This is a genomic window from Spongiibacter sp., assembly GCF_984394615.1.
Map to the genome: position 1 here is coordinate 1 of NZ_CFHTQA010000039.1, position 25,650 is coordinate 25,650.

Consider the following 25,650-nt stretch of genomic DNA (forward strand, 5'->3'; position numbering starts at 1 on the left):
CATTGGCATCGACATCTCGAACCAATCGCTGGCAGCAACGCGCGCAGCACTGGCCGGTGCTTGGTTTCGGCGGAGCCGATGGAGCCTGCAACGGAGCCCCAGACAGAGACTGAGCCGGATATTCCGGCGCCCAGTGACAAAGCCGCTCCGGCCCAACCACCAGAACCCGACGATCACCCGGATTAATCGTCAGGTGTTCAGGGGCAAGTCCGTGAAGCCGAGTTCGCGCTCCAACTGTCCAGCCAGACAGAACAGGCGCTCTTCCTGGCACATACCCGCAATAAACTGCATGCCGAAGGGCATGCCATCTGCTGTTTTGCACAGTGGCACCGACATGCAGGGCAAGCCTGCGATATTACCCAGCAGTGTGTAGGCCATTTTGCCCAGTACCGGCAGGGCCATCTGCGCCACCAGCGGCGTGCGCATCAGCAAACGTCCAATATTGAGCCGGTGGCTGGCAAGCATTTGCAGCTCCTCCCAGCGGCTGGGCGGTAAACTCCCGTGGGGAACGGCCGCGGTGGGTGTTGTCGGACACAGCACCATGTCGTGCTCACGGAACATGTCGCCAGCAGCGCGCTGTATCTGATGCCAGCCATACCTCGCGGCAACCAGATCGGCGGCACTGAATGAACGCCCGAGCATGGCGAGGTTTTTAGTCGCGGGCTCCACCTGATGAATGTCGCAGCCGTAGTCCCGCTGCAAACGTCGAAGCAGGCCGGCGACCTCTGCACTCACCACCACAATAAAATCCCGCCAAAGTTGATCGCTGTCGATGGCGGGCTCCACTTCATCAATATGATGCCCGAGTGCCGCGAGCCTCTCCGCCGTTTTATCCAAACCCGCCAGTACCTCGGGATCAACGTCGGTCGGCACCAGCGGTTTGCGGCTCAGCGCAATGCGAAGCGGTTTCGGGTCGCGGGCAGCGGCATCGACAAAACGCCCACCCGGCTGACGGATATCGTAGGGGGCGCCCAGTTCGGCGCCACTGCTGCAGTCCAGCATGGCGGCACTGTCTCGCACGCTGCGGCTGAGAACGTGCTCCGCCACCGCCCCCTGCCAATCCTCGCCCAGATCTGGCCCCATGGGGTTGCGCCCCCGTGAGGGCTTCAAGCCGAACACACCACACCAACTGGCAGGAAAACGAATAGAGCCACCGCCATCACCGCCGTGAGCCACCGGCACGATGCCCGAGGCAACCGCTGCCGCGCTGCCACCGGACGAGCCACCAGTGCTGTATCCGGCGCGGTGGGGGTTGTGAGCCGGGCCGAAACGTTTCGGTTCCGTGGTAATGATCAGGCCAAATTCGGGGGTATTGGTCTTGGCAAAAATATTCAGCCCGGCAGCCTTGTAGCGCTTGACGATCTCGCTGTCGTAATTCGGGCGGAGATTCACCGCGCGGCTGCCCATGCAGATAGGCTCGTCGGCGAACATGGCCATCAAGTCCTTCAAGACGAAGGGCACACCCTGGAACGGTCCATCGGGCAGCCCGGCACGCGCTTGCTTTGCCGCCCGTTCCACAAAACTGTGTACCACCGCGTTAATGCGGGGGTTCACCTCGGTCATTCGGGCGGCAGCCGCCGCCAGCAGTTCTTCAGCGCTGACATCACCTGCGCGGTGAAGCGCGGCCAAGCCAGTGGCATCGTAGCGGGAGTACTCGCGAAACATCGAACTTCCTTATTGTTTTGTGATCGATAGAACAGCTTAAACAACAGGCTTGCGTGGCAAACCCCGCCATTGCTGTCTACATTGCAATAAGCCTGCGAGTGTTTTCCGAATCGGAGCCTGTCACCATGAGAATAACGGACAATATCCTGCAAGAAATCCGGGTACTTTCCCAGTTTAATCCGGGCTCCTGCCTGGAGGGCATCAAGGTGCACCACGATGCCGATCCGGACCTGATTGCCGCCACCGAGCGCCTGTTCAATAAAGGGCTGATCACACAGCTGGATGGCGGTTACCTGACCGATGCCGGGATCGAATTACTTCGCCACCTCGACAGCCTGACCACCGTCCTTACCACACCCTCCGGCCCGCGGGCACTGCACTAAACCACAGTAGGCAAGCGCTGAGTGATCCCCTAGACTAGGCGGCCCGAATGACAGAGCCGCATTATGGATCCGCTTACCCAAGGTCTGCTCGGCGCGACTGCCGCCCAAAATATCAACCGTCAGCAACGCTGCGCAGGCGCGGCGGCGGTATTGGGCTTTCTGTCCGGGATGGCGGCAGACCTTGATGTACTGATCCGCTCGCAAAGCGATGCTCTGCTATTCCTCGAGTACCACCGCCAGTTTACCCATTCGCTGATCTTCATTCCCATCGGTGCCCTGCTCTGCGCCACCGTACTCAGTGCGGCGCTGCGGCGCTACTGGACATTGCCATTCTGGCGCACGGTGCTGTTCTGTGGGGCGGGCTATGCGACCCATGCGCTGCTGGATGCCTGCACGACCTATGGTACCCAACTGCTGTGGCCATTCAGCAATGAGCGCATCGCTTGGAATGTACTGTCGATTATCGACCCAGCCTACACCTTACCCATTGGTCTGGGCGTTTGGCTTGCGCGTAAAGGGCAGCGTCCCTGGGCGGCGCGGCTGGCACTTTTTTGGGTACTGGCCTATCCCGGTATCGGACTGTTGCAGCGCGAACGCGCCGAAGCAGCGGGACTGGAATTGGCCTCGACGCGTGGACACAAGGTTGAGCAAGTCAGCGCCAAACCTTCATTTGCCAACCTGCTGCTCTGGAAGACCGTGTATCGCCACGACGGACGGTTTTACGTCGATGCGGTGAGAGTCGGGCAGACCGTAAAATATTACCCCGGCAATTCGATTGCCGTGTTAGAGCCTGAACGCGACCTGCCCTGGCTTGACCCAACATCCCAGCAGGGTCTCGACGTCGGCCGCTTTGACTGGTTCTCACAACACTACACCGCGCTATCACCGGATGATCCCTTGCGCATTATCGACGTCCGTTACTCGCTACTCCCCAATGAACTGGACGCCCTGTGGAGTATCAAGCTGAACCCCTCGGCACCCGATCTCGGTGTCGATTATCAGGTCCACCGGGACCGTCAGGGTAAAACCCAACGTTTCTGGCAAATGCTACTCGGTCGCGACCTGACAACAGCGAAAGACCAAGGCTGAACTCCATGAGCACATTTTCCATTCTAGACCTCGCCCCCGTTCCCGAGGGCAGCACCGTCGGGCAAGCACTGCGCAACAGTATCGACCTGGCCCAGTGGGCCGAACAACTGGGCTATCACCGTTACTGGGTCGCGGAACACCACAATATGCCCGGCGTGGCCTCAGCGGCCACTGCGGTGCTGCTCGGTCAGATTGCCGCCGCTACCCGCAGCCTGCGGTTGGGCGCAGGTGGCATTATGCTGCCCAACCACGCCCCGCTGATTGTCGCCGAGCAGTTCGGCACGCTGGCAGCACTGTACCCAGGCCGTATCGAACTCGGCCTGGGGCGCGCGCCCGGTACCGACGGGCACACCGCCCATGCCTTACGGCGCAATCTGCACAGCAGCGCGGAACAGTTTCCCCAGGATGTGCAGGAGTTGCTCGGCTATTTCCATGACAGCGAGCTGCGTGCGCCGGTGCGTGCTATTCCCGGCGCCGGGGAGCAGGTGCCAGTATGGATTCTTGGCTCCAGCCTCTTTGGCGCCCAGCTCGCCGCCAAGCTCGGTCTGCCCTTCGCGTTTGCCTCGCACTTTGCGCCCGCACAACTGCTCGATGCTCTGCGCATTTATCGCCAGCAGTTTATCCCTTCGCCCCAGCTTGAAGCGCCGTACACCATGGCGGGATTCAACATCTACGCGGCCGATACGGATGAGGAAGCACACTTGCTCGCCAGCTCTATGCAACAGGGGTTTATTCGTCTTCGCCGTGGGATGCCCGGTACGCTGGCACCGCCGATCGCCAACTATCTCGAATCGCTCAGCCCACCCGAGCAACAGCTCCTGCAGGGGATAATGCGTTGCTCAGCCATTGGCGCACCGGAAACCGTGGCGGCACAAACCCAGGCCTTTGTGGAAGAAAGCGGTGTGGATGAGGTGATGATTGCCTGTCAGATTCACGACCATCAGGCCCGCCGACGGAGCCTGGAGATTGCAGCCAGCGTTCTGCTGTAAGCCGACTTAGAGCGTCGGCACCTCGGAAGCGAAAAGACGGCTCAGGGCATCGGTTTGCTGGCCGTGGCGGGCGTGGAATTCATCCACCCAGTCGACGACCTCCACCCCCGGCATCGCCGGCGAAATGTAGTAGCCCTGCGCCCAACCGCAGCCCCAGCGCACCAGTAACTCAAGGGTATCCAGGTCCTCGACACCCTCTGCGACCGCCTCCAGTCCAAAGTTATGCGCCAGCGCCAACGTGGTCCGCACAATCTTCTGATCATCACCATCACTGGGCAGGTGTCGCACAAATTCCTGGTCAATTTTGATCTCATTCACCGGCATATGCTTCACCTGAGCCAGTGAGGAATAGCCTGTGCCAAAGTCATCGATGGCAAGACAATAGCCCTGTTCTCTGAACGTCTTCAGCAGCCGAATCGCCTCCTGCGGATTTTCCATCAACTCGCTCTCGGTGATTTCGAACGCGAGACATTTCGCGGGCAACTCGTACTTACGACGGTGTTTTTCAATCACATCGACCAGCTCGGGGTGGGACATGTCCTGCACCGACAGATTGACAGCAACCTGAATATCCAGGCCCCGCTCCCGCCAGCCGGCAATCTGTTCGCAAACCCGCGTAATCACCCAGCTACTGAGACTGCTGATCAAGCCTGCCTGCTCCGCCAAAGGGATAAATTCGCTGGGCAGGATATTGCCGTACTTGGGATGATTCCAGCGTACCAGCGCTTCCATGCGGTCGACCTGCCCCGCGCGCAGATTCAGCTTGGGCTGATAGAACACCTGCAAACCGGAGTGCCAGTCGAGCATGGCCTGACGCAGCTCTTCAACCATATTCAGGCGTTTGACGTAGTTCTCTTCCTGGCCGTGTTTGTAGCGCTGAAAGCGATAGGGAGCACGGCGCGCACCGTCCAGCGCAATCTCCAGGCGCCGCAGCAGTACCGGGGCATCGCTGGCATCATCAGGAAAACCGACAATAGCGGTACAGACATTCAGTTCGATATCGACATTCTTGATACCGTGATGGCGAGTGAGTTGCATCGCCAGCACCACCGCCGCAACCTCGTCCGGCGGGCCATCTTTTACCACCACAATACCGCCGCGATAAAAGCGCGCCGCAACCAGATGCTCCTGCTCCAGAAAGGCGCCGATATTGACCAGACAGCTATCGGCGATGTCCGGACCGAACATATCGTTGATTTCTCTGAAATTCAGAATATTGATGCCAATAAGGTGAAAAATCCGGTTGTGAGCACGGGCGTCACTGATGCGCTGACCGACAATACGCAGCAGCTCATTCTGGTTTTTCATGCCGGTCAACAGGTCATGGGTTGCCCGGTAGCGCAAATTTTTCTCACGCCGCCGCAATACTCCGAACACCGCGTCCAGCGCATATTGCAGACTGAGAATGTCCACCACGCGACTGTCCACCGTCAGGGGCGCCATCTGTTCGCCATCCGCGTATCGCTGCAACTGGGATGACAACTGCCGTAGCGGGCGGGAAAGCTGCTCACTGAGCAAACGAGCTAACAGCGCAGCGATCAACAGCAACAGGATTAAACCCGCCAGGATCGCCGCCAGCACCCGAATGGGAAGTTTCGGGGATGCGTAAAGCACCAGACGGATATCAGGGCCATCGGCTGCCTGCAGCGTCAATGACTGGGAATCAGACAGCCAACGCCGCAGCGGGCCAACGCCGCCCGCATCGATCAACTGAAAGTGCTGACGATCGATCTCCAGGCGCCCCCACAGGGAGCCCTGACGCAGAATCGGCCGCAGAGACTCGGCAAGGGGAAAAGCCAGCAGCGCGGCCAAGCCAGAGCGACGCTGCTCCAGCACCCCGTAAATGTCGCCCTGGTGTATTTGATAACGAAAGCTGCGCGATGTGCTGCCGGCATCGGGCGCCAAGGTCAGCCACTCTGCAGAGCGCCACTGCCGGGAAGGGTTCTCCGGCAACATCGCCACCATCGCGGGCAAGTCGTTATGCGAAGACAAGGCGCCGACAGCATCAACATAGCGGCCGGAAAATGTTGCGGCCGCCAGCAGTTCCCGCAGAGACTGTTCGCGCTCTGCAACCGCCTCACTGAGCTGGTCTGCGGCAAGGCGCAGCTTCGCGCGCCGATCGGAACGATCCTGCATCCAACTGACGGCCAGAAACAGCACCAGCAACAACACCGCCACCACGGCCATAACCGCGAAATACGGGTACACCTGGCGGCGCATGCCATATACGCGGTTCATAACGCTCTCCGCATTTCTACCAGCCTGTCTCCGGGGCAATGCATCCCATTCCACCTAAACCGAAAGCCGCCAGGCACCAAACACAAGCGCACCGGCGATTAGGATAATGATTGGCAAGCGGCCACTGCGCAATAGCACAAACAGCAACACGCCAACGAGCAGGGCATCAAAACGCTGGGGGGCATGACTCAGTACCGGATCAATCCAGGCCGCGGCCAACATGCCCACAGCGACCGCGTTGACAGCCGCGATGGCCGCCATCACGCGGGATTGTTGCGCGAGCTGCTGCCACGTGCCACTCAGCCCGAGATAGAGCAGAAAACCCGGCAGGAATACCGCGGCGGTGCTCAACAGTGCCCCCAACACCGGCGTTGAGGGAACAGCCACCGCCCCCAGATACGTCGCCAGCGAAAACATCGGCCCCGGTACCGCCTGCGCGGCCGCGTAGCCCAGCAGAAACGATTCGCTGTCAATCAACGGTCCTAAAAACGACTCCAGCAACGGCAGCACCACATGACCGCCCCCGAAGACCATGCTGCCCACAACATAGAACTGAGCATAGACGGATGTCGTCACACTGAAAGCAAGAATCAATAACACGGCGAAGATCATCAGGAACCGTCGTCCGGCTGACAACGCCTGCCGAGATAGCTGGACCGTGCCGTTACCGCCCGCATAGCCAGCCAGAGCTGCCAAGGCCATGAGACTCAACTGCAGCAACGGCGCCATCCACAGCGACAGCAAAATCAGACTGAACAGCGCAATCCCCTGCTGACGGCGCGAGCGACAGAACTGTCGCCCCATATTCATCACGGCGTCGAGCACAACCACGGCGGCCAGTAGTTTCATTCCCTCGATGGCGCCAGTGACCCAGCCACTGCCGGGCATATTCTGCGCCCACAGCGCCACAGCTAGCATCAGCAGAAACGACGGCAGGGTAAATCCGAGAAAGGCCGCTACCGCTGAGGGCAGCCCGCCCCGTGAGTAAGCAATGGCAAAGCCGAGCTGGCTGGATGCGGGACCGGGAAGAAACTGGCAAAGCGCTAACTGGGCGGCAAACTGCTGTTCGCTCACCCAGCCCAGCTGCTCAACAAAAACCTTGCGGAAATACGCGATATGGGCGGCAGGCCCGCCAAAGGCAATACACCCCAGATAGAGAAAACGTAAAAACACCGCCGCCACATCGGCTCTCCCACGCTGATTGTCAGCGGCAGTGTACGACAGAACCCCGCGCTTTAGATGCCCTTGGTACTGCCGATCGCCCGTTTCCGAGGCGTGCGCATCTTGTCGGTTTTGCTTTTAGCCACGGCCTTAGTCGCCTTCTTTTTCACTGGCCCCTTGCCTGCCGGCACCGGCTTTTTACGACCCTTTTTTGGGCCCGCGCTGAAAGGCATGTCGCCGTCAAAGCGGGACATTTTCAGCGGCTGACCGGCAACGCGGGGCGACTGCAGCAGCTCCAGCACGTCGTCGGGCATGCCTGCGGGGAGGTCGACGGTACTGAAGTCATCAAACAGTTGAATGCGGCCGATGTAATCACTGTCGATACCTGCTTCATTCGCAATGGCCCCGACGATATTACCGACCCCGACTTTGTGCTGACGTCCCACTTCGATGCGGAAGCGCTCCATGCCCACTTCATCACCCGCTTTGCGGCGGGGTTTGCGCTCCGCTTTCTCGGCCTTCTCGCCAGGCGCCTCGCTGCGCTTTTTGCTGACACGCGGCAGGTCTTTGATCAGCAGGTCTTTGCCCCCTTGGGCCATACGGGCCAATGTCGCCGCAATATCCAGCATGTCGACACCCTGCTCTTCGCAAAAGTCGGCCAGCAACTCGCGATAGAGATCCCGGTCACGGCTATCTTCCAGTCCCTGCTGAAGTCGCTTGTTGAAACGGCTGATACGCAGCGCGTTGATTTCCTCGGCGCCGGGCAGCGTCATTTCTTCAATACGCTGACGCGTGGCGCGCTCGATGGATTGCAGCATACGCCGTTCTCGAGGCGCGACAAACAGAATTGCATCGCCACTGCGACCCGCCCGGCCAGTGCGGCCAATGCGGTGAACGTAGGCTTCGGTATCGTAGGGAATATCGTAGTTAATCACGTGACTGATGCGGTCCACATCCAGCCCGCGGGCAACCACATCAGTGGCAACCAGAATATCCAGGCGACCGCGCTTGAGCATGTCGACCGTGCGCTCACGCTGGGCCTGCGCAATATCACCGTGCAGCTCTGCCGCCGCATAGCCGAGGGCCTGCAGTTTTTCGGCAAGCTCGGTCGTCGCCAGCTTGGTGCGCACAAAGATAATCATGCCGTCGAAATCTTCGGCTTCCAGCACCCGGCTCAACGCTTCCTGCTTGCTCGCCCCTCTCACCAGCCAGTAACGCTGACGAATCGCCACCGCGGTGGTGGTCGCCGTTTTAATGGTGATGTGCTCTGGATCTTGCAGATAGGTGTTGGCAATACGTCGCACGGCGGCGGGCATGGTCGCGGAAAACAGGGCGATCTGGCGCCCTTCCGGCGTCTGGGACATGATCCATTCGACGTCGTCGATAAAGCCCATGCGCAGCATTTCGTCGGCTTCATCCAGCACCAGATGGGTCAGGCCGTCCAGTTTAAGGGTGCCACGACGAATATGGTCCATGACACGCCCCGGCGTGCCCACCACCACCTGCGCGCCGCGCTTGAGCGCATCGAGCTGTTCCCGGTATCCCTGACCGCCGTATATCGGCAGTACTTTCAGACCCCGCAGATGACGGGCGTAATTCTGGATGGCCTCAGCTACCTGAATTGCCAGCTCACGGGTGGGCGCCAGAATCAGCGCCTGAGTCTGACGCGAGCCCGCATCGAGCATCGACAGCAGCGGCAGGGAGAACGCCGCCGTTTTACCGGTGCCGGTCTGGGCCTGCCCCAGCACGTCCCGCCCTTCCAGAATCAGCGGAATCGTCGCCGCCTGAATGGCTGAGGGGCGCTCATAACCAAGCTCTTCGACTGCTGACTGAACAGCAGGCGCAAGGCCAAGTTCGCTAAAAAGGGGCTGCGCCGAAGCGGCGTCGGAGTTACTCATAGATGTGGGCCTGAATTGAATGTGCTGGTGTGACGCGGGGCGAATGCGGCGTCAAGCGAACACAGTCCCGGCGGGACGCAGAGTATACGCGGCTTTTGCCCGAAATACCCGCGCTCCGAGCGCGGGGATAACGGTATTTATACGCAGCCGTCGCTTATTCTTCAGTAATCGCCGCCAGTGCTTCGCGACAATGATCGGGAATCAGCTGTTTTTCCTGTGCCTGATAGTCGAAATACACCATCACGGCGCTGCCGGTCGCGGTCAGAGTATCGCGCTGCCAGAGTTCGTGACTGACCACAAACGAGCTGCTGCCGACATGACTGATCCAGCTACGGACTTCCACGGGATACTCAAGGTAGGTCTGCGCCAGAAATTCCACGTCGATTTTGCGCAGAATCAGGTTCCAGCTATCCAGGCGTAGACTGGGATTAAAAATGGCGAAAATGGGCGTGCGCGCCGTCTCAAACCATTTGGGGATCACCGTATTATTGATGTGCCCAAGGCCATCAGTCTCATAAAAACGCGGCATCAGTTCGCAGCGCAGCATCTTCTACCTCTCTCAGGCTCGCAGCCAGTACAACACCATACACACCCACAACAGCAACGCCATGATCACTGCGGGATAAGCCTTCTCAGCAATATCACTGCCGCGCTGACGCTGGTCCGCCACGTAAAGCAGCAGTACTGACAACAGTAGCTGCAGCCCCAGCAGCAGTCCCGATGCCGACCAGGAATACACCAGCTCTCCGATCACGAACGGCCGCACAGTGGCCAGCGCGGCCAAGCCCAGCCCCAGCACACCCAACAGTTTTGCAATGACGACAGACAGCTTCATATTCTCTCCCTACGCGGCAGCGGATGCCCACATCCGGCCGCAGGGCAGTATACGCGAAAGTGAACAGCGGCTCAGGCCACGTAGAGATAGATACTCAGGAAATGACAGACGCTGCCCGCCAGCACGAACAAATGCCAAATGCCGTGGAAGTGTGTCACTTTTTTATCGAAAACATAGAACACAATACCGGCTGAATACGCCACCCCGCCCGCGACAAGCAGACTGATCGCCGGCGTTGGCAGGGCCGCCGACAGCGGGCGGATAACCAGCAGCGACAACCACCCCATCAGCAGATACACCACAATGGACCAGAGGCGGCGACGCCCCTTGGGAATGACTTCCAGCACCATGCCAAATACCGCCAGCCCCCAGATCAGAGCCGACATCCACAGGCCGTCACCATCGCGGAGCGTCACCAGCAAAAAAGGGGTATAGGTACCGGCAATCAGCAGGTAGATGGCGAGGTGATCAAGCTGGCGAAAGCGCGCCTTCCACGGCCCGCGACTGCTGTGATAGAGCGTGGAAAACAGGTAGAGCGCAAACAGACTGAAGCCATACACAGCAAAGCTCAGCAGTTTTAAATTGGCGCCCTGGGGAATCGCGGACCACAGTAACAGCCCCGTGCCCAATAGGGCAGCAACCACCCCAGCCAGGTGACTAAAGCCGTTAAAACGCTCTCCGTGGTACATAAATCGCTGCTCTCCCTAATCGTGAGATATTCACTCAGCTAGCGATTAAAGGGAGAGGGACATGACAATGCAAGTGTGCCGGAGGACATTAGGCTCAGGGTCGGCTAGTCGGACAAGCGTCCCAGGCCCTCGAAGAGGACTTCGACGTGATGGGCGCCGTTAGTGCTGATGATTTTGCGAATCCGTATTGCACCGAGGCGTCCGTCGCGTAAGCGAATACGATAGTCTCGCCGGTCTAGCTTGTGGCCTTTATCGCGCTGCAGGTGTAAGCAGCCACTCCAGGGTGCGTAGTGCTTGTCAGCGTTGATATACATCGGCACATCGCTGAGAAGCGCTTGGTCTTCGTCCAGAATGTCACCGTGGGTCAAGTCCATTGACGGGCTCCGAGGCAGTATTGCAAAGAAGGTAACCGTTCAATACGAACTTATACCATGCAAATACCCCGCTTCAGGGCCCGGCAATAGAATAAATCATTGTAAACATCGCCGTTTTTATAAACGAAGCGCCTGGACTAATGGCCGAGTCCCAGCAGCTTCGCCGCGTTGTCGCGCATGATTTTACGAACCTCTCCAGCGGAAAAACCCGACAGCTCGTCGACCATTTCCTCCGGCCACTCCAGGCCCTCGGGGTGCGGAAAATCGGAACCGTTCACGACGGCGTCCAGCCCTGCGGCTTTGACCACGTCGGCAAAGCTGTCCTCGTAGAAAGGAACGATCTTGAAGTGCTCGCGGAACTGCTCGCTGGGCATTGCCGGTTTTCCAAAGGGCCAGCGGCTCTTGTGGTCACCCAGACGGTAGATTTTATCCAGCGTTTTCAAGGTGTGGGGCAGCCATGACGCACCGAACTCAACAATCAGGAAACGCAGGCCCGGGAAACGACCGGTGAGGTTGTGGAACAGCACCGCCGCAAGGTGATCGACAATGGTTCGCTCCCCCATGCCGACAAAGGTGTTGAACGCGGTATAGCGGTGCGACGGCGGATTCGCTGGCTCGCCCCAGGGAGTGGCGTACATCTCGTTAAACGGCCCGCTGCCGATATGGTGAACAATCACCACCCCTGCTTCCTGCACTCGCGCCCAGAACGGGTCGAAATGGGGATCAGCCGGCGAGCGTCCCTCTACCGGCCCCGTGTTCAGGTGGATCAGGCGGCAACCTTCAGCAATAAGTCGCTCCAGCTCCTTGAGGGCTTCAGGCAGGTCGCAGAGACTGATCATCGCCGACGAGAACACCCGGCCATCCTGCCCCCAACCCCAATCCTCGGCTACCCAGCGGTTAAAAGCACGAATGCTGGGGTAGGCAATGTCCCGGTGCTTGGGCTGTCGCAGCTGATACTCCACCCCGCAGCCCAGTGTCGGAATCATCACGCTGGCTTCAATATTTTGCTCATCCATCAGCGCCAGCCGCGACTGGCGATCGGTAAACGCCGGACGCTCGGAGGCGCGAATAGCATTGGCGTTCACCGCACCGTCACTGTCGCTCTCACCTTTGAAGAAGGCTTTGAGAGCACCCGGTGCGCCCACGTAATCGCCGACACCTACGCTGAAGAAATTAAGGCGTTCGTCGCCCAACATCATGGTGCCGAAACCATCAGTGCGCGAGCGATCCACCCATACGGTGCGGTCGCGGTAGCGCGACTCAATATGACGACGGAAGCAATCGTCAGGTTCGTAGTAGTGGTTGTCGCAGTCAATAATCCGATAGCCGAGTTCTTTCATGATCAGCTTCTCCAGCGAATAACGAAAAACCGTACTCTACGTCGGAGACGAAACTTTAGCAGTGACAGCGACTGGCGCCCGTGGTGACATTTCCAATCACCGGGCGCCACGCAAAGAGAGGAAAGTCAGGCGGGGAAGTAGCGACTAATCGTGTCGACAACACAGGCGGGACGATCGCCGCCCTCAATTTCCACGGTAATGCGCACCACAGACTGGACGCCGCCTTTCAGCTCTTCTGCCGACAGCAGCTCGCCCACGCCACGCACACGTGATCCCACGGGCACCGGCGCCGGAAAGCGGATACGCTCACAGCCCACATTCACACCCATGGAAATGCCCTGCACATCGATGATTTGCGGCAGGAACATATTGACCAGCGATAGGGTCAGGTAGCCGTGGGCAATACACTTGCCGAAGGGGCCGTCTTTCGCCCGCTCGGGATCGGTGTGAATCCACTGGTGATCCCCTGTCGCATCGGCAAATTGATTGATACGCTCCTGGTCAATTTCCAGCCATTCGCTGGCACCCAGGTGTTCGCCCACTGCATCCAACAACTCGGCAGGGGTGGAAAAAACTCTGCTCATTCCTAATGGTCCTTATTCTGACAGCGGCCCACAAAAAGCCGCAGTCGTATTTTCATGACAATCACTTTACCATCAGCCGCACACCACCCGGCATCGTCTATGCGGGTGAAGCCTGGGCGCTGGAGGGGTCACAGAACATCGACCATGAGCATCGACGAGTTAGGCACAAGTATTCTGATGTGGCTGCAAGGCAACTTGCCGAGTATCGCCGCGCTGATCGCGGCCACCTTTGCGGTGCTCGGCATTCTGTCTGCGCTTGAGGCCATCCTCAAAACCCGTACCGCTCAGGGCGCCGTCGCCTGGAGCATCGTGCTCGTCGGCCTGCCGATTGTCTTTGTGCCCCTCTACTGGATTTTCGGGCGGCGTAAATTCCGCGGCTATGCCATTGCCAAGCGCGGTGACACCGGCGCCATCGATGCCCTCGTGCGGGAACTCGGCCCCCATTACGCCGAACTGGAAACCTTTCCCTGCCGGGAGGATCACCGGCTGAGCGCCCTGAGCCGCCTGAGCAATTTGCCCTTCTGCCGCGGCAACAGCGCAACACTGCTGGTTGACGGCGAGCAGGCCTTCGCCGAAATATTTGATCGCATCCGTGCAGCCAAACGCTATGTATTGCTCGAATTCTACATCGTCCGCGACGACGCGATCGGCCGTGAGCTGGCCGCCCTGCTCACCGAAAAAGTCCGCCAGGGCGTGGCGGTGTATTTCATCTATGATGAAATAGGCAGCCTGAAACTGCCCCGCCCTTACTTACAAAAGCTTCGGGACGTGGGCGTGCAGATTGTCCCCTTCAACAGCACCAAAGGCACCGGCAACCGCCTGCAACTCAACTTCCGCAATCACCGGAAAATTGTAGTCTGCGATGGCGATTACGCGATGATTGGCGGCATGAATATCGGCGACGAGTATCGCCATATGCACCCCGTCCTCACGCCGTGGCGGGACACCGGCCTGGCTATGCGCGGCCCGGTGGTCCAGGCCGTGCAATTGAGTTTTGCCGAGGACTGGTACTGGGCAACGGAGTCGCTGCCGCCCCTGAACTGGACGCCGACTGTCAGCAGCGATGCCGACATGCAAATGCTGATGGTCGGCACCGGGCCCGCCGACAATGTGGAAAGCTGCGCCCTGTTTTTCGAATCGCTGATCCATCAGGCCAGGGAGCGGCTGTGGATCGTCAGTCCCTATTTCGTACCGGATGTCGCCATTATCCATGCCCTGCAACTGGCGGCCATGCGCGGCGTGGATGTGCGCATTATGCTGCCCGAGCTGGCCGACAAACACAGCATTAAGCTGTCGTCCTTCACCGCCATTCGCGAAACTCTGCCCCAGGGCGTGCAGTTCTATTACTACCAACGCGGCTTCTTGCATCAAAAAGTGCTGTTAGTGGATGATGATATTGCGTCGGTCGGTACGGCAAATCTGGACAACCGTTCATTCCGCCTCAACTTTGAGATCAGCGCTGTCATCTACGATCAGGACTTCGCACAGGAATTGGCCGATATGCTCCAACAGGATTTTCAGCTCTGCCGCCAACTGCTGCCCGCCGAGGTAGCCAAGTGGTCACTGCTCAGGCGCTTGCTCAGCCGCTGCGCCTACCTTTTTGCCCCGCTGCAGTAATGGCATTCACCGCCTGCCCATGACGACTCAGACTGCCATGCTCGCCTGCCCCGACTGCGACCTGCTGGTGGAAGCGGCGCCCAAGCCGGGGCTGCGGGCGCACTGCCCGCGATGCAATGCCGTGGTCGCGCAGCCGGCTTCACGCTTTCCCCAACTGAGCCTGGCGGCAGGTCTGACGGGCCTGATTCTATTTGTTCCCGCCACCGCCCTGCCGATTATGCAGTTCACGCTGGCAGGACAAACCGGCAGCAATACCCTGGCGGAAGGCGTGCTGCGACTCTGGCAAGAGGGTTTTCCGCTGCTGTCACTGCTGGTGTTGCTCTGCTCTCTCATCGCCCCACTCATGCACCTCTTGCTGAACAGCTACATCGGTCTCTGCCAGTATCGGCGCCGAATTCCCGGTAACTTTGCCAGCTGCATCAAACTCGCCCACTTCATGCAACATTGGAGCATGCTGGAGGTCTATGCGATCGGCATTCTGGTGGCCTACGTGAAAATGATGGACGATGGCGATGTGGAAATCCTCAGCGGGAGCTATTGCCTGGCAGGCTTGATGCTCAGTCTGATTATCTGCGCTCAGAGCTTCGACAGCGAGCGCGCCTGGTGCGACTGGGAGCAGCGCGCATGACCCGCATCGCCCGTCGACAGGGGCTGGCACGCTGCGACCAGTGCGGTCTGCTCAGCCGTCTGGCTCCCGAGGCCAAACATGCCCGTTGTCCCCGGTGTCACAGTCACCTGTTTTACCGGCGCCACCATAGCCTGCAGCGTTCGCTGGCCCTGTGCATCGCTTCGGCGCTGCTGCTGGTGCCCGCCAATGCCCTGACCATCATGACTGTCGTCAACCTCGGTCACGGCGAACCCGACACCATCATGTCGGGCATCGTCCGCCTCTGGCAGAATGAGCTTCACGCCATTGCCGCGGTGGTGTTTATCGCCAGCATATTGGTACCGATTGCCAAAATCGTCGCACTGCTCTTGCTGATGATGGTGGTACAGTTTCGTCTACCATTGAGCAAAACCCAGTGCACGGTGCTGTATCGCTTTGTGCACCTGATTGGCCGCTGGTCCATGCTTGATTTGTTTATGATTTCCATTCTGGTCACAGTGGTCAGCCTGGGAAATATCGCCACGGTTCATACCGGACCGGGCGCCACGGCCTTTGCCAGTGTAGTCGTATTAACGATGCTGGCGGCCACCAGTTTTGACCCTCGCCTGATCTGGGACCTCGAACACGATGACTGACACCGATACCCATTATCCCGAGGCTAACTATCAGCCCCCTAAACGCCTCTCTGCAGTGTGGTTACTGCCTGTTGTTGCGACGGCCATCGCACTGTGGCTACTCTATCAGAACGTTACCGAGACCGGCCTGCAGATCACGGTGCACTTTGACGACGGCAGCGGGATTTCCGCCGGCAAAACCCCAGTGATCTATCAGGGCATTACCGTGGGCACGGTGAAACAATTGCGCCTGAACGACAAACTGGATGGCGTCAGTGCCACGCTGGAGCTGGAAACCCAGATCGAACCGCTGATTCGGAGCAACACCCAGTTCTGGCTGGTTAAACCGCAAATTTCCCTGTCCGGCGTCTCCGGGCTGGATACACTGGTAGGCGGCAACTACATCAGCTTTCAACCCGGTGACGGCCAAACCAGCCTTGAATTCACCGCGCTGCCGGAGGCACCGCCATTCACCGACAACAGTCCGGGGCTCAAGCTCAGCCTGCGCGCCGCGCAACTGGGATCACTCACCGTCGGCGCGCCGGTGTTGTACCAGCAGATTGATGTGGGCGATATCGAGGGCTACCAGTTGGTCGACGACGGCGTCGAAATCGCGCTGCGCATCGACCCACGCTATGCCCATCTGGTCAACGACCGCAGCCGTTTCTGGAATGCCAGCGGCGTGCGCATCAACGCCGGACTGCAAGGCGTGAACATCGACACCGGCTCGCTGGCCAGCGTACTCGCCGGCGGCGTCGCTTTCGACAGCCCCAAGGGCGGTAACACCGTAGAGGATGGCGAGCAGTTCAAGCTGTTTGAGAACCGTGAGCGCGCCCGAGGCGGACGTAAAATTCTGGTTCACTTCCCCGATGCCGAAGGCTTGAGTGAAGGCGCAGATGTGCGCCTGCAGGGCCTGCGTATTGGCCGTATCGAAGCGCTGCGATTTCGCAGTGGCGGCCCCAAAGAGGGCGCCGAAGCCGAGCTGCGCATCAATGCGCCGTATTTCAGTTACCTCAACGCCGACAGCGACTTCTGGTTGGTCAAACCCCAGGTTTCCAGCGCAGGCATTGAAGGCTTGGATACCTTGATTGGTGGCCCCTACATATCGGTGCGCGTCGATGGCGAACCGGGTAAGGCGGCCTCCCAATACACCGCGCTGCGCGAACCACCGGAACAGCGCATAGAAGCCCCCGGGCTGCGGGTTGTGCTCAAGGCTGAAGAATTAAACTCGGTTTCGGTTGGCAGCAAGGTTTACTACCGCAAGGTTGCCGTTGGGCAGGTCGAAACGGTGAAGCTGGTCGCCGACGGTGTCGAGATTGGCATCTTTATTCACCAGCGTTACGCCTCGCTGCTGCACCGGGAGTCGCTGTTCTGGAATGCCAGTGGCATCAGCGTCAGCGGAGGGCTGAGTGGTCTAAATGTGAAAGCCGAATCCCTGGCCACCATCGTGGCGGGAGGCATCGCGTTCCACACACCCGAGGTGAAAAAGCCGCAAGCCGCCTGGGAAGGACTGACATACACCCTTCACGATGACTACGAAAGCAGCTTTGCGGATAAAGGCCGCGAAATTCGTATCTACTTTGCCAGTGGCAACAACCTGAGCAAAGGCACGGAGCTCAAGTACGAAGGCATCAAAGTGGGCGAAGTCACCGCCGTTGAACTCGACAGCAATATGCAAGGCGTGGTCGTCAGCGCCCGCCTCGCCCCCACGGCCAAAGCACTGGCGAGACAGGGCAGTCGCTTTTGGCTGATCAAACCCGAACTGGGTCTGGTCGGCACCCGCAATATTGAAACACTGCTGACCGGTGCCTACATCAGCGTCCTGCCGGGGAGCGGCGAGACCCAGACCAGCTTTGTCGGCCTCGAACGGCCACCGCGCCAACCCGCGCCTGCCAAGGGCCTGAATCTGGTGCTCAGTGCTGAGCAACGCGGCTCGATAAAAGAAGGGGTCAAAGTCTATTACCGGGATATCCCCGTAGGAGAAGTATTCGGGGTGGAGCTGTCGACAGACGCCCGCAATGCGCTGATCCACATTAATATCGAGCCGCGCTATGCGACCCTGGTCAGAGCCAACAGCCGTTTCTGGAATGCCAGCGGAGTCTCCGTGGAATTCGGTCTGTTCAGCGGCGCGGCCGTGCGCAGCAGCTCGGTGGAGTCGCTCATTGCCGGAGGCATCGCCTTCGCCACGCCTCCGGGCAGCAGCGAGGAACAGCCTCTTGCCGCCCAGGCGACATCTGGCCAGCACTATCACCTGCACAAGCGTGCACGCGATGAGTGGCAGGAATGGTCGCCAACAATCCCCATCGGTGCAACCACAGGTAATTAGCGCAGAATAAACATAGCGTTACCAAGTTTTCACACAGATTGATGGTGGATAAGGCTAGAATGACGCTCTCACTGTGGGGTGCGTCATTAGAGGCCTCACAACAGCTATTGCGCTAAGCAAACCCATAAAGAGATTGCCGTTTTGCAAAAACCGCCCAAACAGGCCCTCGCGGTCGTAGTCATTACTGTTGTCGCGATTGTCATCGCCCTTATCCTGTTTGCCCTGCGTCCCGCTCCTCAGCAGAGCGAGATCGTGCCCCACACCTTGATTATTGATGTGGCCGTGGCCGAGAAGCAGCCGCTGACCATCAATGTTCAAAGCCAGGGCACGGTGCAGCCCCACACTGAAACGAATCTGGTCGCTGAAGTTTCGGGACAGGTCATGCGGGTATCGCCGAACTTCGAAAACGGCGGTCTGGTGGACAAAGGGGAGATCCTGCTGGCGATCGATGACCGCAACTACCGCGCCGAGCTTAAACGGGCAGAGGCCTCTGTCGCCACCGCACACAGCAACCTCGTGCAGGAAAAAGGCCGCGCCGCCGTCGCCAAGGAAGATCTGCGAAAGTACCCCCGCAAGCATGTCAGCGAAGAAGCGAAGGCGCTGTCTCTTCGCCTGCCCCAGCTAAATGAAGCCAAGGCCCGACTGAACTCGGCGCTGGCCGATCGCCGACAGGCCGGTATCAATCTGGCTCGCACGCAAATCCGGGCGCCCTACCACGGCATGATCAAAGCAAGACAGGTCGACCTGGGGCAATTCGTCAGCGCCGGCTCCGTTATCGGCCAGATGTTCTCAGTCAATACTGCCGAGGTGCGCCTGCCTATTCCCACAGATCGCCTGCCCTATCTGGAGCTGCCCGGCACCCACGACGGTGACGTACAGCCTCGGGTCGTGCTGGAGGACGATGTGGGAAACCGCTGGCCGGCACGCATTGTGCGCAGCGAGGGTGTGCTGGATGAGCGCAGCCGTGTGTTGTTCGTGGTCGCCGCAGTGGAAGACCCCTACCGCCTGAACACTGAGGGCGAAGTGCTGCGCAACGGCACCTTCGTAAAAGCCAATATCGAAGGCCGCGAAATCCCGGATCTGGTTCCCGTCCCCCGCCATATTCTTCGCACCGGCAATCAACTCTGGGTAGTGGATGAAAGTGAGCGCCTGCGCAACCGCGATATCAAAGCGCTGCGTACGGAAGGCAAAATGGTCTACGTGTATGAAGGTCTCGAAAACGGCGATCGCATCTGCCTGTCATCGGTGCCCAATGCCATCAGTGGCACGTTGGTGAAAGTGAATACCGAAGTGTCCACCCGCGAATTGCTGGACGGCAGCCGTCCGGACGGCCTCAGCGCACTGACCGAGGAGTCTGAAGCGCGATGAGCCAGGAAGAAATCATCGACACGAACAAAGGGATTATCCCCTGGTTTGCCCGCAACAGCGTCGCCGCCAACCTGTTAATGGTGGTGATTCTCTTTGTCGGTATCGGCTCGGCGCTGGCCATACAGCGCACCCTGCAACCCGAGTTCGAAATCAACATTATCACCATCACTGTCCCCTATCCCGGCGCGACGCCGGAGGAAGTGGAAGACGGCGTGGTACTCAAGATCGAAGAAGCGCTGCAGGACGTCGAAGCGATTGAAGATTTTGAGTCTACCTCGGATGAGTCCCTGGCCACGATCAAGCTGGATATCTACAAGGACTACGACATCCTCGCCGTGATGGACGAAGTCAAAAGTGCGGTAGACGGTATTGTCAGCTTCCCGGAGCAGGCTGAGCGCCCCGTCATTAAACGCATGGAGATCCAGAATCACACCGTTAACGTCGAGCTGTATGGCGACCTTGACGAACGCAGCCTAAAAGCCCTCGCCGAGCAGGTGAAGCTGGAGATGCTGCAGGACCCGGATATCGCCTATGTACAAATTAACGGTGCCCGGGATTTTGAAATCAGCATAGAAATTCCCGAGCACCGGCTGCTGGAATACGGCCTGACGCTCAACGATGTCGCCGACGCCATTCGCGCCTCGTCGCGGGACCTGCCCGGCGGAACCATCAAAACCAACAATGGCAATATCTCCCTGCGCACGCAGGGGCAGGCGCGTCGGCAGCACGAGTTCGAGCGACTGGTGCTGCGCAGCTTCCCCGACGGCACCCGTGTAACGCTTGGCGATATCGCCAATATCAACGACGGCTTCGAAGAAGTGGATGGCTTTGCCTATTTCGACGGCAAACCCAGCCTGGGCCTGCAAGTGTTTTCAGTGGGCAGTCAGGACCTGATTCAGGTTGCCGATGCCGTGTCCCGCTATGTAGAGAACAAGCGCCCCACACTGCCTGAAGGTGTACAGATGTCGCAGTTCGCCGACATCAGTTACTACCTGAAAGGCCGTATGAACATGATGATCGACAACCTCGGCATGGGTGCGCTGCTGGTGTTCGTCGTGCTGAGCCTGTTCCTGAACATCAAACTCGCATTCTGGGTGATGGTTGGTCTGCCCATCTGCTTTCTTGGCACGTTTGCCCTGATGCCGATTGTCGATATCAGCCTGAACATGCTCAGCCTGTTCGGTTTTATTCTGGTGCTCGGGATCGTGGTCGATGATGCCATTATCATCGGTGAAAGCGCCTACGCTGAAGCCGAAGAGCGCGGGCACTCACTCGATACCGTGATCCGGGGCGCGCTGAAAGTAGCCACCCCCGCCACTTTTGGCGTGCTGACCACCATTGTGGCCTTTGCCCCCACCCTGTTTGCCACCGGCGTCTTCGCCACCTTCCCGGAAGCGGTTGGCTGGGTCGTCATTCTCTGCCTGACGTTCTCGTTGATCGAATCCAAATGGATTCTGCCGGCGCACCTCGCCCACAGTAAGCCGGGCACCGGTCCGGTATGGCAGAAACTCGACCGGATTCCGGCAAAAACCAATGAGTTGCTGACGCGCTTTGTAGAAGGTGTGTATCGCCCCTTTATCGAGAAAGCCATCCGGCAGCGCTACATCACCGCCGCCGGCTTTCTCGCCATGCTGATTATCACCGTTGGCCTGGTGGCTGGCGGCGTCGTGCGTTTTGTGATGATTCCAGAAGTCCCGGGCGACTTCGTTCAGGCCAGCCTTGAAATGGTCGAGGGCACTCCGGAAGCGGAAACCCGGCGCGCCTTTGAGCATATGGACGAAAGCCTGCGCATCGTTGATGAGGCCTACGCGGCCGAACACGAGGGCGATGAAAACCGTCGACTGGTCAGCCATGTCGCTGCGTTCGGCAACGGCGGCCGCCATGTGACCTTTATGGCCGAACTCACCAAAAACGAAATGCGCGACATCGACGGGGCCGAAATTGCCCGGCGCTGGCGCGAGCAGATCGGTGAAATTCCCGGCGCCAAAATTCTCGCGGTCAGTATCGCCGACCAGCAGATGGGCGCCGCGATTTCACTGAAACTGAGCAGCAGCCATGCGGAAGATCTTGCGGCCGCGGCAAGTGAAGTGGAAAACGCCTTGCGCCAGTACGACGGCGTTTACGACATCCGCAACGGGGCCAGTGCGCTGCGAGACGAGATCGTCCTGCAAATCAAACCGGAAGCCGAAACCTTGGGCCTGAGCGCCGCGGCGCTGGGACAGCAGGTGCGCAATGCTTTCTACGGGGCAGAGGCCCAGCGAGTGCAGCGCGGCAATGACGAAGTGAAAGTCATGGTGCGCTTCCCTCGCGAGGAACGCTCTGCCATTTCCGACCTGCAGAACATGTACATCCGCTCCAACGATGGCGCCTTCGTGCCACTGAGCAGCGTCGCCAAGCTGAGCATCGAACCGGCCTACACCAGCATGACCCGTATCGACGGCGAGCGCTCTATCACGGTCAGCGCGCAGGCCGACAAGGCGAGGGTTGAACCCAATAAAGTCACCTCAGCCATTCTCACCACGCTGTTGCCGGAAATGCAGAAACGCTATCCGGGACTGGATATCAAACTCAGCGGGGAAAGCGAGGAAACCATCACGCTGATGAACAGCCTGATGGTTGGCTTTGCACTGGCATTGTTCGGCATCTATGCGCTGCTGGCGGTGCCGCTGCGCTCCTATATGCAGCCGCTGATTATTATGGGGGTGATTCCATTTGGCATTATCGGCGCCGTGTTTGGCCATATTGTGACTGACCTGGCGTTCAGCATGCTGTCGTTCTTCGGCGTTATCGCCCTGTCCGGGGTGGTGGTCAATGACAGTCTGATTATGGTCGACTTCGTCAATGCGGCGGTGAAACGCGGTACGCCGATTATGCAAGCGGTGGTCGATGCGGGCTGCAAACGCTTCCGCGCCATTCTGTTAACGTCGCTGACTACCTTCTTCGGTCTGCTGCCGATGTTGATGGAAGACAGCCTGCAGGCGCAGTTTGTCATTCCGATGGCGGTATCACTCGGCTTCGGTATTATCTTCGCCACGGTCATCACCCTGGTACTGATTCCCTGTATGTACATTGTGCTGGAAGACTTCCATGCCCTGATCGGCAAAGGCCGAGATCTGGAGGCGAGTCATACGCCGGACGGTAAGCCTGAGGACGAGGATCAACACCAGTCCCACGCCCTGCCCGCTAACCCATCCTGATGGCAATCTCAGTGGCAGCGCGGTCAACACCGCGCTACCCTACGCTTTTTTCCCGAGCCCCGAGACCATGAACTTCAAACGTATTTCCATCGACGAAGCCCAGCAATTGCTGACAGAGGGCGCACAGCTGGCCGATATTCGCGACGAGCAGTCCTACCAGTTGGGTCATATCGAAGGTGCCAGCCATCTTCGCAATGACAATCTTCAGGCATTTATCGAGGCCGCCGATCCCGACCAGGCTCTGATTATCTATTGCTATCACGGCAACAGCAGTCAAAGCGCAGCGCAGTTTTTTGTCGAGAAAGACTTCACCGAGGTTTACAGCATGGACGGCGGCTTTGAGGCCTGGCGCCAGCACTATCCGCAAGTCAGCGGGACCGAGTAAGTCTCAACCCCACTTCAAGAAAATGCATGTGATACGCGGGCGCATTCAGCAATAAGAACGATGGGGCAATCGCCCCATCGTGATCAGGGCGCTGCGCAGAGCAGGCATTGCGCGTAAACACCGCGCGGATCGTTGAGCACCGGCAGCGCCTTCACACTGGGCAGCCACTGCTGCAGCAACGTCGATACAGAAGCGGGCAGCCACTGACTGCTGACAACGCCGGCTTCCATAATCCAACGCAGCAACTCTTCCTCTGGACTCAGGGGCAAGCGAAGCACACGGTGGCTGTCATCAGACAAACCCGCCAACTGTGCGGCCGAGGTGATGGCACCATCCAAACCGCCAAGGCGATCGACCAGTCCCAGTTCGTGGGCATCCATACCGCTCCAGACCCGGCCCTCCGCGATAGGCTTCACCTGCTCAGGTAACTTGCCGCGCCCTTCCGCTACCACGTTGATGAAACGCTGATAACCGTGCTCAATGCCGCGCTGAATGGCTCGGGCGACAATCGGGTCGAGAGGCCGGTCGACACGCAGTTTGCCCGCTACCGCAGTCGTGCCGATTCCGTCAGTGTGAACACCCAGGTCTTCCAGCAGTCTCTCTGCCGTGGGGAAAGCACCGAAAATGCCGATCGATCCGGTCAGGGTCGCCGGACTGGCCCAGATTTCATCGGCCCCCGCCGCAATCCAATAGCCACCGGATGCCGCCATGCTGCTCATCGACACCACCAGCGGTTTACCAGCCTGTTGCAGGGCTTCCAGCTCCGCGCGAATCACTTCCGAGGCAAATGCGGAACCGCCGCCACTGTCGACACGCAGTACCAAGGCTTTCAGCTTATTGTCCAGACGTGCCTGACGCACCAGTCTCGCCAGACTGTCGCCGCCGATGGTTCCCGGCGGCTGATCGCCATCAACAATATTCCCACTGGCGATAATGACGCCCACACCGGCATCATTATTCGGCAGGTTCACCGCGCGCTTGAAGCGCAGATAGTTGCGGTAGTAAACCTGATTGAAGTAACCGTCTTCGTCCCAGCCAACCTGCTCCGCCATCATATTGCTCAGCGTGGGGCGGCTGACAATGCCATCCACCAGACCATAATCCAGCGCGGCCTGCGCGGCGTCGCCACCGCTGCCCGCCAGCACACGGTCGATATTATTGACGTAATAATCGAAGTCGTTAACGGTGATATTGCGCGCCGCCACAATGCGGTCGCGATACAGATCCCACAGCGGCTCCAGCCAACCGCGGTTGGCCTCGCGGGCCTCCTCCGACATATCGTTGCGCAGCAGCGGTTCAACAGCCGATTTGTAGCTGCCGACCTTGAATACGTGCATCGTCACTTTCAGCTTTTCCAAGGCATCACGCAGGTAGTTGCGCACCACGGAAAAGCCTTCAATCGAGACACCGCCCATATTGTGGACCAGCACGCGGTCGGCATTCGCCGCCAGCAGATAGCTGTCCTGATCGTAGCTGCCGGACATGGCGACAATCTCTTTGCCTGACTCGCGAAAGCGTTGCAACGCCTCACCGAGCTCCAGCCCCTTGGCCATCCCGATATGCTGAAGATCGTCCAGCAGCAACAGCATGACCTTGATGCTGCTGTCTTCCCTCGCGTAATCCACCGCATCAATCAGGTCCTGCAACAGGGTCTCCTGAGGCTGGCCGTCCGCGCTGAGTTGCGTCAGCGCATCAACCGCGGTGTATTCCTCAACCACGTTTCCTTCGGGCATCAGCACCAGCGCGCCGCCGCCGGGAACATCGATGCGAAAGGCGTTGTACAGACTGAACAGCATGAAGCCGAAAAAGAACAGAAACAGCAGGTTCACGATCCAGCGACGCATCGCATCGATCACCGCCAACATGCGGGAAAAGAAACCGCGGTTTTTCTGACTCATACCTACTCCTGTTTACGCGGCATCCTGGCCGTGACTGCGTTGCGCTTGAGCGTGCCAGCGAATAAACGCCATAGTGCTGCAAAACAGCAGTACCACCAGCGCCAGCTCAACGTAATTGATCCAGACTGCAAAGGGTGACATCGCCATCGTAACCGACCTAGCGAAATACAACAGGCTGAGAAAACAAAGCCAAGCAAGCCCTTTTAGCTGCTCCCGAAAAACTGCGACGATGAATAATAACATTGGTAGTTCACGCACTAGCCATATAAAGAGGCTGGGCTTCCGGGGCTCCTGCACCCAAACCCAGGTGCTGAGGGTAAGGGAAATCAACAACCCCACATACACTACTTTCATCACAGCGCCACTGATTGCGGCGCGCTGTTGAACAGACAT

The 25,650-nt window shown here is 59.0% G+C and carries 23 protein-coding genes; 11 read left to right on the top strand and 12 right to left on the bottom strand.

What is annotated here, in order from left to right:
• The coding region (locus AC5DB9_RS13150; RefSeq protein WP_491732060.1) for a hypothetical protein at nucleotides 1-186 on the top strand (186 nt) is incomplete at its 5' end.
• Between the two features lie 3 nt (nucleotides 187-189).
• Here the strand turns inward: AC5DB9_RS13150 and AC5DB9_RS13155 are convergent.
• Nucleotides 190-1,665: an amidase gene (locus AC5DB9_RS13155; RefSeq protein ID WP_022959962.1), complete on the bottom strand. Its 1,476-nt coding sequence runs from the start codon at nucleotides 1,663-1,665 to the stop codon at nucleotides 190-192.
• Between the two features lie 125 nt (nucleotides 1,666-1,790).
• Here AC5DB9_RS13155 and AC5DB9_RS13160 point away from each other — a divergent pair, with 125 nt between their 5' ends.
• From AC5DB9_RS13160 to AC5DB9_RS13170, 3 genes are all read left to right on the top strand, one after another.
• The gene (locus AC5DB9_RS13160) at nucleotides 1,791-2,048 is read left to right on the top strand and encodes a TIGR02647 family protein (RefSeq protein WP_028968475.1); all 258 of its coding nucleotides are present in this window, start codon (nucleotides 1,791-1,793) and stop codon (nucleotides 2,046-2,048) included.
• A gap of 63 nt (nucleotides 2,049-2,111) precedes the next feature.
• A complete protein-coding gene (locus AC5DB9_RS13165) occupies nucleotides 2,112-3,137 on the top strand; it encodes a metal-dependent hydrolase (RefSeq protein ID WP_022959964.1) in 1,026 nt (341 codons plus the stop codon).
• A gap of 5 nt (nucleotides 3,138-3,142) precedes the next feature.
• Nucleotides 3,143-4,126, top strand: a complete 984-nt coding sequence (locus AC5DB9_RS13170; protein WP_272990035.1) for an LLM class flavin-dependent oxidoreductase — start codon at nucleotides 3,143-3,145, stop codon at nucleotides 4,124-4,126.
• A gap of 6 nt (nucleotides 4,127-4,132) precedes the next feature.
• On the opposite strand, the gene AC5DB9_RS13175 is transcribed toward AC5DB9_RS13170, so the two are convergent.
• The 9 genes from AC5DB9_RS13175 to AC5DB9_RS13215 form a co-directional block, all read right to left on the bottom strand.
• On the bottom strand, nucleotides 4,133-6,364 hold the full coding sequence (locus tag AC5DB9_RS13175) for a putative bifunctional diguanylate cyclase/phosphodiesterase (RefSeq protein WP_272990038.1): 2,232 nt from the start codon (nucleotides 6,362-6,364) through the stop codon (nucleotides 4,133-4,135).
• Nucleotides 6,365-6,418: 54 nt separating this feature from the next.
• Nucleotides 6,419-7,546 carry a chromate efflux transporter gene (gene chrA, locus AC5DB9_RS13180; protein ID WP_272990041.1) on the bottom strand — a complete coding sequence of 376 codons (1,128 nt, stop codon included), beginning with the start codon at nucleotides 7,544-7,546 and terminating at the stop codon, nucleotides 6,419-6,421.
• A gap of 53 nt (nucleotides 7,547-7,599) precedes the next feature.
• Nucleotides 7,600-9,423, bottom strand: coding sequence for a DEAD/DEAH box helicase (locus AC5DB9_RS13185; protein WP_286846748.1), 1,824 nt, complete (start codon nucleotides 9,421-9,423; stop codon nucleotides 7,600-7,602).
• A gap of 154 nt (nucleotides 9,424-9,577) precedes the next feature.
• Nucleotides 9,578-9,970, bottom strand: coding sequence for an acyl-CoA thioesterase (locus AC5DB9_RS13190; RefSeq protein WP_272990047.1), 393 nt, complete (start codon nucleotides 9,968-9,970; stop codon nucleotides 9,578-9,580).
• Between the two features lie 12 nt (nucleotides 9,971-9,982).
• Nucleotides 9,983-10,258 (bottom strand): hypothetical protein, encoded by a 276-nt coding sequence (locus AC5DB9_RS13195; RefSeq protein WP_272990050.1) that lies wholly within the window; start codon nucleotides 10,256-10,258, stop codon nucleotides 9,983-9,985.
• 71 nt (nucleotides 10,259-10,329) lie between these two features.
• The gene (trhA, locus tag AC5DB9_RS13200; protein WP_022959971.1) at nucleotides 10,330-10,947 is read right to left on the bottom strand and encodes a PAQR family membrane homeostasis protein TrhA; all 618 of its coding nucleotides are present in this window, start codon (nucleotides 10,945-10,947) and stop codon (nucleotides 10,330-10,332) included.
• Nucleotides 10,948-11,051: 104 nt separating this feature from the next.
• Nucleotides 11,052-11,321, bottom strand: coding sequence for a hypothetical protein (locus AC5DB9_RS13205; protein WP_272990055.1), 270 nt, complete (start codon nucleotides 11,319-11,321; stop codon nucleotides 11,052-11,054).
• Between the two features lie 137 nt (nucleotides 11,322-11,458).
• A complete protein-coding gene (locus AC5DB9_RS13210) occupies nucleotides 11,459-12,661 on the bottom strand; it encodes an amidohydrolase family protein (RefSeq protein WP_272990059.1) in 1,203 nt (400 codons plus the stop codon).
• Nucleotides 12,662-12,786: 125 nt separating this feature from the next.
• Nucleotides 12,787-13,245, bottom strand: a complete 459-nt coding sequence (locus AC5DB9_RS13215; protein ID WP_022959974.1) for a MaoC family dehydratase — start codon at nucleotides 13,243-13,245, stop codon at nucleotides 12,787-12,789.
• 144 nt (nucleotides 13,246-13,389) lie between these two features.
• Here AC5DB9_RS13215 and cls point away from each other — a divergent pair, with 144 nt between their 5' ends.
• From cls to glpE, 7 genes are all read left to right on the top strand, one after another.
• Nucleotides 13,390-14,862, top strand: a complete 1,473-nt coding sequence (gene cls, locus AC5DB9_RS13220; protein WP_272990062.1) for a cardiolipin synthase — start codon at nucleotides 13,390-13,392, stop codon at nucleotides 14,860-14,862.
• 19 nt (nucleotides 14,863-14,881) lie between these two features.
• A complete protein-coding gene (locus AC5DB9_RS13225; RefSeq protein WP_272990065.1) occupies nucleotides 14,882-15,490 on the top strand; it encodes a paraquat-inducible protein A in 609 nt (202 codons plus the stop codon).
• Nucleotides 15,487-16,104, top strand: coding sequence for a paraquat-inducible protein A (locus tag AC5DB9_RS13230; RefSeq protein WP_022959977.1), 618 nt, complete (start codon nucleotides 15,487-15,489; stop codon nucleotides 16,102-16,104). The genes AC5DB9_RS13225 and AC5DB9_RS13230 overlap by 4 nt, the downstream gene beginning before the upstream one ends.
• Nucleotides 16,097-18,409, top strand: a complete 2,313-nt coding sequence (locus tag AC5DB9_RS13235; RefSeq protein WP_286846014.1) for a PqiB family protein — start codon at nucleotides 16,097-16,099, stop codon at nucleotides 18,407-18,409. The genes AC5DB9_RS13230 and AC5DB9_RS13235 overlap by 8 nt, the downstream gene beginning before the upstream one ends.
• A gap of 141 nt (nucleotides 18,410-18,550) precedes the next feature.
• Nucleotides 18,551-19,777 (top strand): efflux RND transporter periplasmic adaptor subunit, encoded by a 1,227-nt coding sequence (locus tag AC5DB9_RS13240; RefSeq protein WP_272990069.1) that lies wholly within the window; start codon nucleotides 18,551-18,553, stop codon nucleotides 19,775-19,777.
• Nucleotides 19,774-22,974 carry an efflux RND transporter permease subunit gene (locus AC5DB9_RS13245; protein WP_272990071.1) on the top strand — a complete coding sequence of 1,067 codons (3,201 nt, stop codon included), beginning with the start codon at nucleotides 19,774-19,776 and terminating at the stop codon, nucleotides 22,972-22,974. Before AC5DB9_RS13240 ends, AC5DB9_RS13245 begins: the two co-directional genes overlap by 4 nt.
• Before the next feature lie 67 nt (nucleotides 22,975-23,041).
• A complete protein-coding gene (gene glpE / locus AC5DB9_RS13250) occupies nucleotides 23,042-23,359 on the top strand; it encodes a thiosulfate sulfurtransferase GlpE (protein WP_022959981.1) in 318 nt (105 codons plus the stop codon).
• An 83-nt stretch (nucleotides 23,360-23,442) separates the two neighbouring features.
• Here the strand turns inward: glpE and sppA are convergent, their stop codons facing one another.
• Together sppA and AC5DB9_RS13260 are read right to left on the bottom strand one after the other, a co-directional pair.
• A complete protein-coding gene (gene sppA / locus AC5DB9_RS13255) occupies nucleotides 23,443-25,257 on the bottom strand; it encodes a signal peptide peptidase SppA (RefSeq protein ID WP_272990076.1) in 1,815 nt (604 codons plus the stop codon).
• A gap of 12 nt (nucleotides 25,258-25,269) precedes the next feature.
• A complete protein-coding gene (locus AC5DB9_RS13260; protein WP_272990079.1) occupies nucleotides 25,270-25,650 on the bottom strand; it encodes a DUF2069 domain-containing protein in 381 nt (126 codons plus the stop codon).

What these genes read in the sequence shown, in the direction of transcription:
- AC5DB9_RS13155 (WP_022959962.1), bottom strand. Translation starts at nt 1,665, where the DNA reads ATGTTTCGCGAGTACTCCCGCTACGATGCCACTGGCTTGGCCGCGCTT.
- AC5DB9_RS13160 (WP_028968475.1), top strand. Translation starts at nt 1,791, where the DNA reads ATGAGAATAACGGACAATATCCTGCAAGAAATCCGGGTACTTTCCCAG.
- AC5DB9_RS13165 (WP_022959964.1), top strand. Translation starts at nt 2,112, where the DNA reads ATGGATCCGCTTACCCAAGGTCTGCTCGGCGCGACTGCCGCCCAAAAT.
- AC5DB9_RS13170 (WP_272990035.1), top strand. Translation starts at nt 3,143, where the DNA reads ATGAGCACATTTTCCATTCTAGACCTCGCCCCCGTTCCCGAGGGCAGC.
- AC5DB9_RS13175 (WP_272990038.1), bottom strand. Translation starts at nt 6,364, where the DNA reads ATGAACCGCGTATATGGCATGCGCCGCCAGGTGTACCCGTATTTCGCG.
- AC5DB9_RS13185 (WP_286846748.1), bottom strand. Translation starts at nt 9,423, where the DNA reads ATGAGTAACTCCGACGCCGCTTCGGCGCAGCCCCTTTTTAGCGAACTT.
- AC5DB9_RS13190 (WP_272990047.1), bottom strand. Translation starts at nt 9,970, where the DNA reads ATGCTGCGCTGCGAACTGATGCCGCGTTTTTATGAGACTGATGGCCTT.
- AC5DB9_RS13195 (WP_272990050.1), bottom strand. Translation starts at nt 10,258, where the DNA reads ATGAAGCTGTCTGTCGTCATTGCAAAACTGTTGGGTGTGCTGGGGCTG.
- trhA (WP_022959971.1), bottom strand. Translation starts at nt 10,947, where the DNA reads ATGTACCACGGAGAGCGTTTTAACGGCTTTAGTCACCTGGCTGGGGTG.
- AC5DB9_RS13205 (WP_272990055.1), bottom strand. Translation starts at nt 11,321, where the DNA reads ATGGACTTGACCCACGGTGACATTCTGGACGAAGACCAAGCGCTTCTC.
- AC5DB9_RS13210 (WP_272990059.1), bottom strand. Translation starts at nt 12,661, where the DNA reads ATGAAAGAACTCGGCTATCGGATTATTGACTGCGACAACCACTACTAC.
- AC5DB9_RS13215 (WP_022959974.1), bottom strand. Translation starts at nt 13,245, where the DNA reads ATGAGCAGAGTTTTTTCCACCCCTGCCGAGTTGTTGGATGCAGTGGGC.
- cls (WP_272990062.1), top strand. Translation starts at nt 13,390, where the DNA reads ATGAGCATCGACGAGTTAGGCACAAGTATTCTGATGTGGCTGCAAGGC.
- AC5DB9_RS13225 (WP_272990065.1), top strand. Translation starts at nt 14,882, where the DNA reads ATGACGACTCAGACTGCCATGCTCGCCTGCCCCGACTGCGACCTGCTG.
- AC5DB9_RS13230 (WP_022959977.1), top strand. Translation starts at nt 15,487, where the DNA reads ATGACCCGCATCGCCCGTCGACAGGGGCTGGCACGCTGCGACCAGTGC.
- AC5DB9_RS13235 (WP_286846014.1), top strand. Translation starts at nt 16,097, where the DNA reads ATGACTGACACCGATACCCATTATCCCGAGGCTAACTATCAGCCCCCT.
- AC5DB9_RS13245 (WP_272990071.1), top strand. Translation starts at nt 19,774, where the DNA reads ATGAGCCAGGAAGAAATCATCGACACGAACAAAGGGATTATCCCCTGG.
- glpE (WP_022959981.1), top strand. Translation starts at nt 23,042, where the DNA reads ATGAACTTCAAACGTATTTCCATCGACGAAGCCCAGCAATTGCTGACA.
- sppA (WP_272990076.1), bottom strand. Translation starts at nt 25,257, where the DNA reads ATGAGTCAGAAAAACCGCGGTTTCTTTTCCCGCATGTTGGCGGTGATC.
- AC5DB9_RS13260 (WP_272990079.1), bottom strand. Translation starts at nt 25,650, where the DNA reads ATGTCTGTTCAACAGCGCGCCGCAATCAGTGGCGCTGTGATGAAAGTA.